Genomic DNA, 14,044 nt, shown 5'->3' on the forward strand with positions numbered 1-14,044 from the left:
AGCTGGTAGACAACGCGCTGGACGCTGGCGCCACGCAAATCACCCTGCGCCTGTCGGCCGGGGGCGTGCGCCTGATCACCGTGGAAGACGACGGCGGCGGCATCCCACACGAAGAGCTGCCCGTGGCCCTGCGCCGCCACGCCACCAGCAAGATCACCAACCTGGACGACCTGGAAACCGTGGCCACCATGGGCTTTCGGGGCGAGGCGCTGGCGGCCATTGCCTCGGTGTCCGAGATGTCGCTGCTCTCGCGCCCCGCACACCAGGCCAGCGCCTTCTTGCTGGACGCCCGCAGTGGCGAACTGCGCCCCGCCGCGCGCAGCACCGGCACCACGGTGGAGGTGAAGGAGCTGTTCTTCTCCACCCCCGCGCGCCGCAAGTTCCTGAAGACCGACGCCACCGAGCTGGCGCACTGCATTGAATCGGTGCGCCGCCACGCGCTGGCGCGGCCCGACGTAGGTTTTGCCATCTGGCACGAAGGCAAGCTGGTGGAGCAATGGCGCGCCACCTTTGTGCCGGGCCGAGGTGATCCGCAGGACGCCCATGACGCGCTTGCCCGCCGCCTGTCGGACGTGCTGGGCGAAGACTTCGTGACCCAATCGGTCGCCGTGCAGCACCGCGTGGGCCCCGTCACCGTCACCGGCCGCGCAGGCCTGCCCGACGCCGCCCGCTCGCGCCCCGACCACCAGTATTGCTACGTCAATGGCCGCTTCGTGCGCGACAAGGTGCTCACCCACGCCGCGCGCAGCGCGTATGAAGACGTGCTGCACGGCCACAAACAGCCCATCTATGCGCTGTATGTCGAGATCGACCCGGCGCGCGTGGACGTGAACGTGCACCCCACCAAGATCGAGGTGCGCTTCAGAGACAGCCGCGAGGTGCACCAGGCCGTGCGCCACGCGGTAGAAAACGCGCTGGCCGCACCCCGTGCCGCCGCGCTGGCGGCAGCCAGTGCAGCAGCCCCTGCGCCCACGGTTGAAAATTTTGATAAAAAACAGGCCCTACCGCCCGCCTGGCAAGCCCAGGCAGCTATCAAATTTGAAGAACGTGGCCACCGCGTGCAAGACCTGCAGGCGCTGTGGGCGCCCAGTAGCAGTAGCAGTACCAGCAGCAGCAACGGCAGCAGTCCCGACCACGGAGCCCCCGCAGCACCGCCCGCCAGCATCGGCGGCCTGTGGGCGCCCTCCGCCCAGCCCTCCCAGCCTACCGAGCCCCAGGCAACGCCCGACGGCCCGCAGATCGCCCCCGAAGCCGCTGAAACCTTCTCCACACCCGACACCACCACCTGGCCCACCGGCCGCGACAGCACAACCGCCCACTGGCCCCTGGGCCGCGCCGTCGCACAGCTGCACGGCGTCTACATCCTGGCCGAAAACGCCCAGGGCATGGTCATCGTGGACATGCACGCCGCCCACGAACGCATCGTGTACGAACGCCTCAAGGCCCAGGTGGACAGCGGCGCCCGCATTGCCAGCCAGCCCCTCTTGATCCCCGCCACCTTCGCCGCCACCCCGCAAGAGGTGGCCACCGCCGAAGACTCCACCGAGGTGCTGGCCACGCTGGGCCTGGAGGTCGTGCCCTTCTCCCCCAAAACCCTGGCCGTGCGCGCCGTGCCCACCACCCTGGCCCAGGGCGACCCGGTGGAGCTGGCCCGCAGCGTGCTGGCCGAACTGGCCCAGCATGACGCCACCACCGTGGTGCAGCGCGCCCGCAATGAAATCCTGGGCACCATGGCCTGCCACGGCGCCGTGCGCGCCAACCGCAAGCTGACCATCGACGAGATGAACGCGCTGTTGCGGCAGATGGAAATGACGGACCGCAGCGACCAGTGCAACCACGGAAGGCCGACATGGCGGCAGCTCAGCATGAGGGAGCTGGACGCGCTGTTCCTACGGGGTCGTTAAGGCCAACCGTAGCCACAAAAAATCGGCCTCGCGGGCCGATGAACTACCTTCCAATCAAGCCCAAGGGCTGCCGCAACCGGCGCGCCCTCAGGCCAGTGCACCCGTGGAGCCGGCTTTGCCGGGCCACCGGGTGCGTCCCCCTCAGGGGGATGGCGCGCAGCGCCTCAGGGGTACTTCAATTGTCCCGTGCCGCCTTGGCCGTATCCGGGAAGTCGCTGAACACCCCATCCACCCCCAGGTTGTAGAACAGCTTGTACTCGGCCTTGGGGTCGCCCTTGAAGTCCGATGCCAGGCGGCGCGCTTCGTTGCGGAAGGTGTAGGGGTGCACCATCAGGCCTTCGGCGTGGGCGTTTTTCACCACGTCGGTGGGGGGCATCATCACGCGGTCGCGGTCGTCGATCTTGCCGTCGCCGTTCAGGTCGTCGGGCTTGCCGTCCTTGTTGGCGTCCACCTGCTTGGAGGGGATCAGGTACGGCTTCCAGGGGCCGATGCCGTCGGCGTAGGTCTTGACTTCCTTGAGGCCTGCGGGGGTGAGCAGGCTGGCAAAGGTGCGCTTGTCACCGGCCACGGCAAAGTCGTAGGGTTTGTCGTAGGGGGCCGTGAGGTCCATGCTGCCGTCGGCGTTCACGTCGTTGGCGTCCACCAGTTGCACCAGGCGGATCTGTGTCTTGGTGCGCAGGTACTTGAGGTTGGACACCTCGAACGACTGCACGATGACGGGTGAGGTCTTGCTGGTGTAGCCGTACTGCGCCAGCACGTCCAGCAGGCGGTCTTCCAGCTTCAGGCCCAGGTTGACGTGGTAGGTGGGGTGCTTGGTTTCGGGGTACACGCCCACGGTGCGGCCGGCCTTGGTGCCTTCGCTCTTGGCCAGGTCCAGCACTTCCTGCAGCGTGGGGATCTGGTACTTGCCGTTGTGCGACTGGTCGCGTTCGGCCATGGGCTGGATGGCGCGCAGGGTCTTGATTTCGGCCAGGGTGAAGTCCGAGGCGAACCAGCCTTCTTCTTCCACGCCGTCCACCATCTTCTTGGTCTTGCGGTTGGCAAACTCAGCGCGGGTGGACACATCGGTGGTGCCGGTGATGTTGGGCTCGTGGCGGGCGATCAGCACGCCGTCCTTGGTGGCCACCAGGTCGGGCTCGATGAAGTCGGCACCGAGCTCCACCGCACGCTTGTAGCTCTCCAGCGTGTGCTCGGGCAGGTAGCCGCTGGCACCACGGTGGCCAATCACCAGGGGCTTGTCGCCCTTCAATGTGGGGTAGGGGCTGTCGTCGCTGCCGCCGCAGGCTGCCAGCATGGCCGCCACGGCCAGAACTCCCCACTTCGCACCAGAAATGTGCATGCTCTTCTCCTCGTTGTGTTTAGAACCGCCGAACTGTGGGCCCGCCTTGTGACAAGGCCGTGACGCCCTTCTTGCCAACCGGTGACGGTTTATGCACCGCCACCAGATGCACCAATATGTGGCAAGTCATCCACCACATTCCCCACCATTGTGCAGAGACATCTGCATGAACGTATAACTTTTGAACATAATTCGATGTTGCAGCGCGCCATTGCCTGCTTTTTAGATACAGAAAGTCGTGAGCCAATGAAATACGAGTCCGCAGGCAGCTTCCTTTCCCATGTGGCACTTCGCAATCCGGGTCAGCCCGAATTCCTGCAGGCCGTCACCGAGGTCATGGAGAGCCTGTGGCCGTTCATTGCCGAACACCCCCGCTATGCCGAGCACGGGCTGCTGGAGCGGCTGGTGGAGCCCGAGCGCATCGTGATGTTCCGCGTGTCATGGGTGGACGACCACGGCACGGTGCAGGTCAACCGGGGCTACCGCATCCAGCACAGCATGGCGATTGGCCCGTTCAAGGGCGGTATCCGCTTCCACCCCTCGGTGAACCTGTCGGTGCTGAAGTTTCTGGCGTTCGAGCAGACCTTCAAGAACGCGCTGACCACACTGCCCATGGGCGGCGGCAAAGGCGGCAGCGACTTCGACCCCAAGGGCCGCAGCCCCGGTGAAGTCATGCGCTTCTGCCAGGCCTTTGTGTCTGAGCTGTTCCGCCACGTGGGCGCCGACACCGACGTGCCGGCAGGCGACATCGGCGTGGGTGGCCGCGAGGTGGGCTACATGGCGGGCATGATGAAAAAACTCAGCAACCGGGCGGACTGCGTGTTCACCGGCAAGGGCCTGTCGTTCGGCGGCTCGCTGATCCGCCCCGAGGCCACGGGCTACGGCACGGTGTACTTTGCGCAAGAAATGCTGCGCGCCAACGGCCGCTCGCTCGACGGCCTGCGCGTGTCGGTGTCGGGCTCGGGCAACGTGGCGCAGTACGCGGTGGAAAAGGCCCTGCAGCTGGGCGCCAAGGTGGTCACCGTGTCGGATTCGAGCGGCACCATCGTGGACGAGGACGGCTTCACGCCCGAGAAGCTCGCCATTCTGATGGATGTGAAGAACCACCACTACGGCCGCGTGAGCGACTACGCCGAGCGCACCGGCGTGCGGTTCGAGGCCGGTGTGCGCCCCTGGCATGTGCCGGTGGATGTGGCCCTGCCCTGCGCCACGCAGAACGAGCTGGACGCGCGCGACGCTGCCACCCTGATCAAAAACGGCGTGGTCTGCGTGGCCGAGGGGGCCAACATGCCCTCGACCATCGAGGCCGCCAAGGCGTTTGAAGCCGCTGGCGTGCTGTATGCCCCCGGCAAGGCCAGCAACGCGGGGGGCGTGGCCACCTCAGGCCTGGAAATGAGCCAGAACGCCGCCCGCCTGGCCTGGCCGCGCGAAGAGGTCGATGCACGCCTGCTGCAGATCATGCAGGGCATCCACGCCGCCTGCCTGCGCTATGGCAAACACGCCGACAGCCGCGTGAGCTATGTGGATGGCGCCAATATTGCAGGCTTTGTGAAGGTGGCCGACGCGATGCTGGCGCAGGGCGTGGTCTAGACCGCACCCAAAATCCCCCGCAGAAGAGGGGAAAAGGCAGGGGGTTGCCCCCCATTGGGCAACGTTATCAGCACAATGGGCACAGAGCGTGCATGCAGAAAGGACAGAACTTTCCGGCATTGCACCGCTCTGTCCTCTTCATGAAACGCACCCCTGCCCTGATTTCCCTGGCGCTGGCCATTGCCGTCCTGGCGGGCTGCGCCACCCTCGACGCCAAACAGCGCGAGTGGATCTTCCAGCCCAGCGACCGCAGCTGGGGTGGCGCCCCGTCCACCGAGGGCATGGAGGATGTCTGGATCGACTTCCAGTCCGACACCAGTGGCAAGGCCGAGCGCCTGCACGGACTGTGGCTGCCCCATGAGCGCAAGGATGCGCCCGTGCTGCTGTACCTGCACGGCGCACGCTGGAACGTGGCGGGCTCGTCCAACCGCATCCGGCGCATGCAGGAACTGGGGTTCTCGGTGCTGGCCATCGACTACCGGGGCTTTGGCCGCAGCAGCGCGGGCCTGCCGTCCGAGGCCACGGCCGCCGAAGACGCCCGCGCCGCCTGGGCCTGGCTGGCGCAGCACAAGCCGAACAAGCCCCGCTACATCTTTGGCCACTCGCTCGGCGGTGCGATTGCCATTGACCTGGCGCGCCAGGTGCAGGACGAGCAGGGCACCATCGTCGAAGGCACCTTCACCAGCATTCCTGAGGTGGTCAGCACCTTCAAGTGGGGCTGGCTGCCGGTGTCGGGGCTGATCACGCAGCGGTTTGAATCGGTGCGCAAGGTGGCAGAGATCGGCTCGCCCCTGCTGGTGGTGCATGGCAGCGAGGACAGCCTGATCCGGCCCAGCCTGGGCCGCAAGCTGTACGAGGCCGCCGCCGAGCCCAAGCGGTTTGTGCTGGTGGAAGGCGGCTCGCACCACAACACCAACGCCGTGGGCCAGAGCCTCTACCGCGAGGCCATGGTGGCGCTGTTCAAGCTGAAGTAAGCGCCCGGGCCAAAACCCAGGTGCTGCAACCTCAACGCAGAAACCTCAGCGCCGCACCGCCTGCGCCAGTGCCGCCCAGGCCTTGAGCGTGAGCGGGTGGGTGAAGCCCGCGCCCGCTACCGGGTGCGACGAGAGCTTGATCACCACCATCTCGGCGGCGGGGTTCACATGGATGAACTGGCCGTGGATGCCTGCGGCCTCCCAGGCGCCATCGGCGTTGTGCAGCACCCACCACTGGTTGCGGTAGCTGTAGCCGGGGCGAAAGGCCATGCCGCCCATCTTGAACTTCTCGCGGTCGCCGCCCTTGGCGGTGTCGTCGATCACGGCCTTGTCAAAAATCTTCTGGCCGTTGTAGCTGCCGCCCAGGCGCAGCATTTCGCCAAACCGCGCCAGGTCGCGCGCCGTGGCATTGAGCCCTGCGCCCTGCAGCGGCGTGCCCACGCTGTCCACCATCACATGGGCGTCCTCCTCCATGCCCAGCTTCTGCCAGACGTTGTCGCTCATCAGCTCGGCCCAGTGTTTGCCCGTGGCACGTGAAACGATCCAGCCCAGCACCTCGGAATGCACGGTGCGGTACACAAAACCTGCGCCGTGTTCGCCCTCCTTCTTCAGGGTTTTGAGGAAGTCATACACATTGGTCGGCCCCTGGTAGCCCGGCGGGCGCGGCAGCATGCCGCTGGACCAGCTGTAGCCAAAAATTTCGGTGGTGGGGTCGGTGTAGACCTCGCGGAAGCGCACGGCCCCCGTCATGTCCATCACCTCGCGCACCTTCATGTCGCCCCAGGCCGAGTCGGCCAGCTCGGGCACATATTTTGTGACCAGCGCATTGGGGTCGATCTTGCCCTCGTGCGCCAGCTGCGCAGCCATCAGGCCGGTAAACGACTTGGTGACCGAGAACAGCAGGTGCGGCGTGTGCGGCTTCATCTGGTTGTCGTAGCGCTCGTACACCACGCGGCCCTTGTGCATCACCACCAGCGCGTCCGTGTAGGTGCGGGTAAGCCACTGATCCACGGTGATGGGCTGGCCCTTGTCATCGTCAAACACCACGCTGCCCAGGGGCTTGGGGTCTGCAGGCAGGGGGGATGGTGCCGCGCTGCCCCGGCGGATGTTGTGTGTGGGCTGCAGCTCGCGCAGGTGCTGCAGCGCCCAGCGCATCTGGGGGTATTTGAAGGAATTGCTCAGGTCCACACGCTGCGCCCCCTCGGGCGGGAAGGTGGTCATGTAGCCCAGCTTGTCCAGTGTCACGCTCTCCGGCGCAGGCAGGGCAGGAGCCTGGGCCTGGGCGGCCAGGGCGGTGCCCACGGCAGCCAGCGCCAGCGCGCTGCGCAGCCGGGTGGCCACGGCAGGGCACCAGCCCTGGGGCTCCCGGGGGATTGTGGTCTTGTGCATGGGATGTTGTCTCCTGGTTTGTTGTGTTGTGTGTTGTTGTGCGGCTGCCTGGGCCCGGCCGACCGCACCAGCATGGTGCTGCGCCGCCGGCCCCGCCCCCTGTCACCCGCGCGACGCAGGTCACACACCAGTTCTCACCACCGCTCACAAGCCCCGCCCGGCGCGGCGCCCATGCCCCATCTGGTACCCTCAGACAGATATGTCTGCCCCCTCCGCCACCGCCCTGCCTGCGGCCCCCGCCCCTGTCTCGATCCATCCCGGCCTGGCCATTCTGGTGCTGGCCCTGCTGCTGTCCATCCAGCCCGTCACCACCGACCTGTACCTGCCCGCGCTGCCCGCACTCACCCGCAGCCTGGGCGCACCGCTGTCGGCGGCTCAGCTCACCCTGAGCGGCCTGCTGCTGGCGTTTGGCTGCTCGCAGATGGTGTGGGGTCCGCTGTCCGACCGGTTTGGCCGCCGCCCTGTGCTGCTGGCGGGCCTGACCATCTACACCGTGGCCTCGGTGGGCAGCGCGCTGGCGCCCAGCATGGCACTGCTCATCGTGTGGCGCATTGCCCAGGGCGCAGCCATGGGCGCGGTAGTGATGTGCGCGCGCGCCATCGTGCGCGACCTGTACACACCGCTCGAAGGTGCACGCGCCATGTCCAAGGCGCTCACCGGGCTGGGCATCGTGGCCTGCATCTGCGCGCCGATGGGCGGGCTGCTGAGCGAATGGCTGGGCTGGCGCGCCGCGCTGTCTGCCTTGACCGTGTACGCGGTCGTCACCCTGGCCCTGGTGGCCCTGCGCATGCCCGAGACGCTGGCACAGCGCAACCCGCAGGCCCTGCAACCCCGCGCGCTGGTGGGCACCTGGCTGCATGTGCTGAAGAGCCCCACCTTCTGGGCGTTTTCGCTGCAGACCACGGCCACCTATGGCGGGCTGTTCACGTTTCTGGCAGCGTCGTCGTTTGTCTATATCGACGTGCTGGGCCTCTCGCGCACGCAGTTCGGCTGGACCATGGCCTCGGCCTGCGCGGCCTACCTGGGCGGCACCTTTTTGTGCCGCCGCCTGCTGGCCCGCCACGGCCTGCAGCGCACGGTGGCCATTGCCGGGGGGCTGAGCGTGGCGGGCGGCACGCTGATGGCGCTGGTGGCCTGGATGGGCTGGCACCACCCCTTTGCCCTGTTGCTGCCGTTTTACCTGTTCATGGTGGGCCATGGCATCCATCAGCCCTGCGGGCAAAGCGGGGCGGTGGGGCCGTTTCCGCAAGCGGCGGGCGTGGCGTCGGCCCTCAACGGTTTCATGATGATGCTGGCGGCCTTTGCGATTGGCGGCTGGCTGGGCCAGCGGCTCGACGGCACGGTGTGGCCGCTGGTCAACGGCATCTGGTTCTGGTCGGTGGTGCTGGCCCTCATCTCGTGGACGCTGGTGCAGAAGTTTGGAGCCGCCCGTGACCGTGCCTGAGCCCCACAACGACCTGCCCCTGATCGCTCTGGCGGGCCCCACCGCATCCGGCAAAACCGCCGGTGCCCTGGCGCTGGCCGCCGTGCTGGGCAAACAAGGCCAGCCGGTCGAGATCATCAGCGTGGATTCGGCCCTGGTGTACCGGGGCATGGACATTGGCACCGCCAAGCCCACAGCGGATGAGCGCGCCGCCGTGCCCCACCACCTCATCGACATCCGCGACCCGCTGCAGGCCTACAGCGCCGCCGAGTTTGTGCAGGATGCCACCCGGCTCATCACCGAGATCCGCGCACGCGGCGCCCTGCCGCTGCTGGTGGGCGGCACCATGCTGTACTTCAAGGCGCTGTTCGACGGCATCGACGACATGCCTGCGGCCGACCCCGAGGTGCGCGCAAAGATCGAGGCCCAGGCCGCCGAACAGGGGTGGCCCGCGCTGCACGCCGAGCTGGCGCGCGTCGATCCGGTCACGGCGGCCCGCCTGGCGCCCGGCGACAGCCAGCGCATCCAGCGCGCGCTGGAGGTGTGGCAGGTGTCCGGCCAGCCTCTGTCGAGCTTTCACACTACAAAAAAAGGAGCTGGCAGCGCTTTACCAGCGGGCGCAAGCGCCCTTTTTTCCTTGGAACCCGACGACCGCGCCTGGCTGCACGACCGCATTGCCCAGCGTTTTGACGCCATGCTGGCCGGTGGCTTCATCGACGAGGTGCAGGCCCTGCGCGCACGCGGCGACCTGCACCCCGACCTGCCCTCCATGCGCTGCGTGGGTTACCGCCAGGTGTGGGACGAGCTGGACTTCATCGCCGCGCAAGCGCCCGGCCGCCCCATCAACATGGGCCTGCTGCGCGAACGCGGCATTGCCGCCACGCGCCAGCTGGCCAAGCGCCAGATCACCTGGCTGCGCGGCATGCCGCAGCGCCACACCATCGCCTGCGACCACCCCCACGCCGTGGCCCAACTGGTGCAGGCCGTGCTGCAGCGGCTGGCACAGCGCACCCCGTCATGACCCTGCTGCGCGTGGACGGCCTGGGCAAACACTACGGCAGCACGCCAGTGTTTGCCAACGTGCATTTCAGCGTGGCGCCCGGTGAATTTGTCGCCATCGTGGGCGACTCGGGCGTGGGCAAATCCACCCTGCTCAACTGCCTGGCGGGGCTGGACACCTGGGACACCGGCAGCATCACCCACGGCCGCACCGACCTGGGCCAACTGGACGACACCCAGCGCGCCCTGTGGCGCCGCGCGCATGTGGGTTTTGTGTTCCAGGCCTTCCACGTGCTGCCGCACCTGGACGTGGCGCAGAACGTGGCCCTGCCGCTGATGCTGCTAGGGCAAAGCGAGCCCGAGCGCGTGCAGCACATGCTGACCGCCGTGGGCCTGCAGGGCCTGGGCGCACGGCTGCCACAGCAGCTCAGCGGCGGCCAGCTGCAGCGCGTGGCCATTGCCCGCGCGCTGGTGCACCGCCCCGCCCTGCTGCTGGCCGACGAGCCCACCGGCAACCTCGACCCCACCACCGCCACCCGCGTGATGGACCTGCTGCTCGCGCAGACGCGCGAGCACGGCGCATCGCTGGTGCTGGTCACACATTCCGACGCCGCAGCCGCGCGGGCGGACCGGGTGCTGCGGCTCACGGCTGACGGCATCGCCCCGCACTGAAGGCGGCGGCCAGGCCCGCTGCGGCGCCGCTGTGACACAACAGCCGGGGTACACGGGTTGCCCCCGCGCACCCCGGATGTGGCAGTCCCACCAGGAACACAGCACCTTTGTATCCATTCGTGTTGTCCTCGGCATCCCCCAAACGTATGATTTGGAAGACTGCACGGCCCGATCGCCCCCGGAACGAGGACCCATGACCACGCTGCCGACATACGCCCCCAACGACATCGGAATGCCAGGCCTGATCCGCAGCGTCTATGACGCCGCACTGGACGCCCGGCGCTGGCAGGAGTTCCTCGCACGCTTTGCAGCCGAGTTCTCGTCGCAGGCCACGATGATCTTTGGCCAGGACTTTTCAGACGGTTCGGTGGAGGTGACGGGGGGCTCGACCTCGCTCGCGGCCCACCATGGGGTGGGTGACGACGCCATGGCGAGCTTTGCGGCCTATTACTGCCGCACCAATGTCTGGACGCAGGATGAGCGCATGCACCACGAGGGGCACATCGTCAACGGCTCCAAGTTCTATCCGGACAAACATTTGCCGCGCACCGAATGGCATTGCGACTGGCTGCATCCGCTCGACCTGTTCTACACGCTGGCTGCGGTGGTCGAAAAGCGCCGCCACCGCTCCTTCAACGTCACGGCCGTGCGCAGCAAGCGCTGCGGCCCCTACACGGCCGATGAGGAACTGCGGCTGCAATCGCTGGTGCCACACCTGCAGACGGCGTTTGCGCTGCACCGGCGCCTGCACCGCGCCGAGGCCCTGGCACACGCCTCGTTGTCAGTGATGGAAAGCCTGCCCATGGGCGTGGTGCTGCTGGGCGAAGGCGCCTGCCTGCTGCACGCCAATGGCCGCGCGCACTCACTGGCCCAGTCCAGCGGGCTGTTGCGCATCCATGAACGCGATGGCCTGCATGCCACGCAGCACGCAGACGACCAGCGACTGCAGGCCGCCATGCGGGCGGTGGTGTCCACACCCACCGGCGCGCCCATGCACGCGGGCACGGGCATGCGGCTGCGCAGCCTGACGGGCAGCGAGCTGCATGTGATGGTGGCGCCGCTGCCGCATTGGTCCGAACCCTTCGGCGCCCATGCCTGTGGCGCTGTCTTTATCAGCAACCCGGCCAGCGCGCTGCAGTCGCTCGAAGGCGTGCTGCGCAGCCTGTACGGCCTCACGCCCGCCGAAGCCCGCCTGGCCCAGGGGCTGGTCAATGGCTTGTCGCTGCAGGAGTATGCCGAGCAACAGTCGGTGTCCATTCACACCGTGCGCAGCCAGTTTCGCACCATCGCCACCAAGGCCGGCGTGGGGCGCCAGACCGATTTTGTGCGCGCCGTGCTCACCGGCCCCGCCATGCTGCGGCGGTCAGAGGTGGCGCTGGCCACGCCCTGACACACCAGCGGAGCCGGGGCCAGAGTGGTCAACGGCCCATCACTCGATATTCAGCCGCTGGGCCGCCTTGTTCACCTTCTTGGGCAGGTTCAGCGTCAACACGCCGTTGTCGTACTTGGCCTTGGCCTGGGCAGCGTCCACATCGGCGGGCAGCTGGAAGCTACGGGCCACGGCGCCGAAATAGCGCTCGCTGCGCAGCACCTTTTCGCCTTCGCGCTTCTCATCGTGCTGGCGCACCTCGGCGCGCAGGCTCACCACATTGCCTTCGAGCGAGACATGGATGTCCTCCTTGGCCACGCCGGGCACTTCGGCCTGCACGGTGTAGCCGCCTTCGGTCTCCTTCACATCCACCTTGATCTGGCTGGGCGACGGCAGGTTGTCGCCATGCAGCGGGCGCACGTAAAAGCCGGGGGCGATGTCCTTGAAAAAGTCGTCAAACAGACTGCCGCGGGTCACAAGAGAGTTCATGGTTTTGCTCCTGAAAAGGGGTTGGTACAAACAACCGGGCCTGCGCAGGAGGGCGGGCCCCTGAGAGGGTGCGAACAAAACCCTATACGCCTGTGCGCGGGGTTCATTCACACCTTCTGGCTCCAAGATAGGCGCAGCCTTTCGGCACTTCAAGAGGGTGCAAAACGCAAGGTTGATGTACCTCAAAGGCGCTGCAGCTGGCCCCTGCAGCCACAATGCAACCCATGCTCGCCCTGCTCCGCACCTTCTCCTGGCAAGACCTCCGCCACCACCCCTGGCGCAGCGCCGCAGCCGTGGCGGCCGTGATGCTGGGTGTAGCGCTGGCATTTGCGGTGCATGTGATCAATGCGTCTGCGCTGGACGAGTTTTCGCAGGCCGTGCGCGCCGTCAACGGCCAGCCCGACCTGGAACTGCGCGCCATGCAGGGCCCCCTGCCCGAGGCGCTGTACGAACGCCTGGCCACCGACCCGCAGGTGGCCCGCGCCAGCCCGCTGCTGGAGCTGTCGGCCGTGGTGCAGGCCGTGGATGCCACTGCCACTGCCACTGCCACTGCCACTGCCACTGCCACTGCCACTGCCACGCCCCACCCCACCCGCACCCCGCTGCGCGTGCTGGGTGCCGACGCGCTGCTGCTGCCCCCCATGGCCCCCGCGCTCATGCCGCGCCCGTGGGATGGTGCCGACCGCTTTGCGCTGTTCGCCCCGGCCACCGTGTTCCTCAACACCGCCGCGCTACAGGCCCTGGGCCTGCCCACCGGCGGCCCGCAAAGTGGCAGCCCGCCGCCCACCGTGCTGCTGATCACCGGCCTGCAGCAGCGCGTGCCGGTGCAGGTGGCAGGCACCGTGGCCGCCGGTGGCGCGCCGCTGGCGGTGATGGACATTGGCGCCGCGCAAGACCTGTTTGGCCGCCAGGGCGCGCTCACACGCATCGACCTGCAACTGCAGCCCGGCACCGACACCGCCGCCTGGCAGCGCACGCTGCGCGCCGAGCCCGGCTGGCCCGCCAACGCCGTGTTGGCGCAGCCGGGCGATGCGGCCCAGCGCATCAGCAACCTCTCGCGCGCGTACCGCGTCAACCTCACGGTGCTGGCGCTGGTGGCGCTGTTCACCGGGGCCTTTCTGGTGTTCTCGGTGCTGGCACTCAGCGTGGCGCAGCGCGGGCCGCAGTTTGCGCTGCTGGCGGTGCTGGGTGCCACACCGCGCCAACGCCTGCTGCTGGTGCTGGCCGAATCGGCCGCGCTGGGGCTGCTGGGCAGCCTGCTGGGCATCACCCTGGGCACCGCCCTGGCCGCCACCGCCTTGCAGCTGCTGGGCGGCGACCTGGGCGGTGGCTACTTTGCAGGCGTGCAGCCCGCGCTGCAGTGGAGCGCCCCCGCCGCGCTGGTCTACGGCGCGCTGGGCGTGGCCGCCGCACTGACGGGCGGCTGGTGGCCCGCCCGCGCCGCACAGCAGCTGCCCCCGGCGCAAACGCTGAAGGGCCTGGGCACCGCCGCCAGCCAGGCAGACCGGGGCACGCTGGGCCTGGTGCTGCTGGCGGGCGGCGCACTGCTGGCCCTGGCGCCCCCGGTGGGCGGCGTGCCGCTGGCGGCGTATGTGGCCATCGGCCTTTTGCTGGTGGGCGGCATTGCGCTGCTGCCCTGGGGCATGGCGCGGCTGCTGGCAGCCCTCCAGCCGCTGGCCGCGCGCCACACGCTGCCCCTGCTGGCGCTGGAGCGCGCACGCCGCATGCGCGGCAGCGCAGCCATTGCCGTGGGCGGCGTGGTCGCATCGCTCAGCCTGGCCGTGGCGCTGACGGTGATGGTGGCCAGCTTTCGCGGCTCAGTCACGCAGTGGCTGGACGCCGTGCTGCCGTCGCCGCTGTATGTGCGCTCCGCCCTCAGCACCAGCAGCACCACGG

At 68.1% G+C, this 14,044-nt stretch carries 11 protein-coding genes; 8 read left to right on the top strand and 3 right to left on the bottom strand.

Annotated features, from left to right (window positions below; genetic code table 11):
- Positions 1-1,904 (top strand): DNA mismatch repair endonuclease MutL (gene mutL, locus AC07Z7_RS23400; RefSeq protein ID WP_494767829.1); only part of this gene is annotated, 1,904 nt, incomplete at its 5' end.
- A 175-nt stretch (positions 1,905-2,079) separates the two neighbouring features.
- Here the strand turns inward: mutL and AC07Z7_RS23405 are convergent.
- Positions 2,080-3,243: a glycerophosphodiester phosphodiesterase gene (locus tag AC07Z7_RS23405; protein WP_094285711.1), complete on the bottom strand. Its 1,164-nt coding sequence runs from the start codon at positions 3,241-3,243 to the stop codon at positions 2,080-2,082.
- A gap of 246 nt (positions 3,244-3,489) precedes the next feature.
- Here AC07Z7_RS23405 and gdhA point away from each other — a divergent pair, with 246 nt between their 5' ends.
- Together gdhA and AC07Z7_RS23415 are read left to right on the top strand one after the other, a co-directional pair.
- Entirely contained in the window at positions 3,490-4,833 is a 1,344-nt protein-coding gene (gene gdhA, locus AC07Z7_RS23410) for an NADP-specific glutamate dehydrogenase (RefSeq protein WP_494767830.1), read from the top strand.
- A gap of 140 nt (positions 4,834-4,973) precedes the next feature.
- Entirely contained in the window at positions 4,974-5,807 is an 834-nt protein-coding gene (locus AC07Z7_RS23415) for an alpha/beta hydrolase (protein WP_494767831.1), read from the top strand.
- A 45-nt stretch (positions 5,808-5,852) separates the two neighbouring features.
- On the opposite strand, the gene AC07Z7_RS23420 is transcribed toward AC07Z7_RS23415, so the two are convergent.
- Positions 5,853-7,196 (bottom strand): serine hydrolase domain-containing protein, encoded by a 1,344-nt coding sequence (locus tag AC07Z7_RS23420; protein WP_494767832.1) that lies wholly within the window; start codon positions 7,194-7,196, stop codon positions 5,853-5,855.
- A gap of 199 nt (positions 7,197-7,395) precedes the next feature.
- Between AC07Z7_RS23420 and AC07Z7_RS23425 the strand changes: the two genes are divergently transcribed.
- The 4 genes from AC07Z7_RS23425 (at position 7,396) to AC07Z7_RS23440 (ending at position 11,680) form a co-directional block, all read left to right on the top strand.
- Positions 7,396-8,640, top strand: coding sequence for a multidrug effflux MFS transporter (locus tag AC07Z7_RS23425; protein ID WP_094285705.1), 1,245 nt, complete (start codon positions 7,396-7,398; stop codon positions 8,638-8,640).
- A complete protein-coding gene (miaA, locus tag AC07Z7_RS23430; RefSeq protein WP_494767833.1) occupies positions 8,627-9,640 on the top strand; it encodes a tRNA (adenosine(37)-N6)-dimethylallyltransferase MiaA in 1,014 nt (337 codons plus the stop codon). The genes AC07Z7_RS23425 and miaA overlap by 14 nt, the downstream gene beginning before the upstream one ends.
- A complete protein-coding gene (locus tag AC07Z7_RS23435) occupies positions 9,637-10,290 on the top strand; it encodes an ABC transporter ATP-binding protein (RefSeq protein ID WP_494767834.1) in 654 nt (217 codons plus the stop codon). Before miaA ends, AC07Z7_RS23435 begins: the two co-directional genes overlap by 4 nt.
- Positions 10,291-10,483: 193 nt before the next feature.
- On the top strand, positions 10,484-11,680 hold the full coding sequence (locus tag AC07Z7_RS23440) for a helix-turn-helix transcriptional regulator (RefSeq protein ID WP_494767835.1): 1,197 nt from the start codon (positions 10,484-10,486) through the stop codon (positions 11,678-11,680).
- Positions 11,681-11,719: 39 nt separating this feature from the next.
- On the opposite strand, the gene AC07Z7_RS23445 is transcribed toward AC07Z7_RS23440, so the two are convergent.
- Positions 11,720-12,148 carry an Hsp20/alpha crystallin family protein gene (locus AC07Z7_RS23445; protein WP_056743473.1) on the bottom strand — a complete coding sequence of 143 codons (429 nt, stop codon included), beginning with the start codon at positions 12,146-12,148 and terminating at the stop codon, positions 11,720-11,722.
- 215 nt (positions 12,149-12,363) lie between these two features.
- Between AC07Z7_RS23445 and AC07Z7_RS23450 the strand changes: the two genes are divergently transcribed.
- The coding region (locus AC07Z7_RS23450; RefSeq protein WP_494767836.1) for an ABC transporter permease at positions 12,364-14,044 on the top strand (1,681 nt) is incomplete at its 3' end.

It is taken from the genome of Acidovorax sp. GW101-11A03, assembly GCF_059424825.1.

Coding starts and splice junctions, on each gene's coding strand:
- AC07Z7_RS23440 (WP_494767835.1), top strand. CDS start 10,484: ATGACCACGCTGCCGACATACGCCCCCAACGACATCGGAATGCCAGGC.
- gdhA (WP_494767830.1), top strand. CDS start 3,490: ATGAAATACGAGTCCGCAGGCAGCTTCCTTTCCCATGTGGCACTTCGC.
- AC07Z7_RS23435 (WP_494767834.1), top strand. CDS start 9,637: ATGACCCTGCTGCGCGTGGACGGCCTGGGCAAACACTACGGCAGCACG.
- AC07Z7_RS23405 (WP_094285711.1), bottom strand. CDS start 3,243: ATGCACATTTCTGGTGCGAAGTGGGGAGTTCTGGCCGTGGCGGCCATG.
- AC07Z7_RS23425 (WP_094285705.1), top strand. CDS start 7,396: ATGTCTGCCCCCTCCGCCACCGCCCTGCCTGCGGCCCCCGCCCCTGTC.
- AC07Z7_RS23445 (WP_056743473.1), bottom strand. CDS start 12,148: ATGAACTCTCTTGTGACCCGCGGCAGTCTGTTTGACGACTTTTTCAAG.
- AC07Z7_RS23415 (WP_494767831.1), top strand. CDS start 4,974: ATGAAACGCACCCCTGCCCTGATTTCCCTGGCGCTGGCCATTGCCGTC.
- AC07Z7_RS23420 (WP_494767832.1), bottom strand. CDS start 7,196: ATGCACAAGACCACAATCCCCCGGGAGCCCCAGGGCTGGTGCCCTGCC.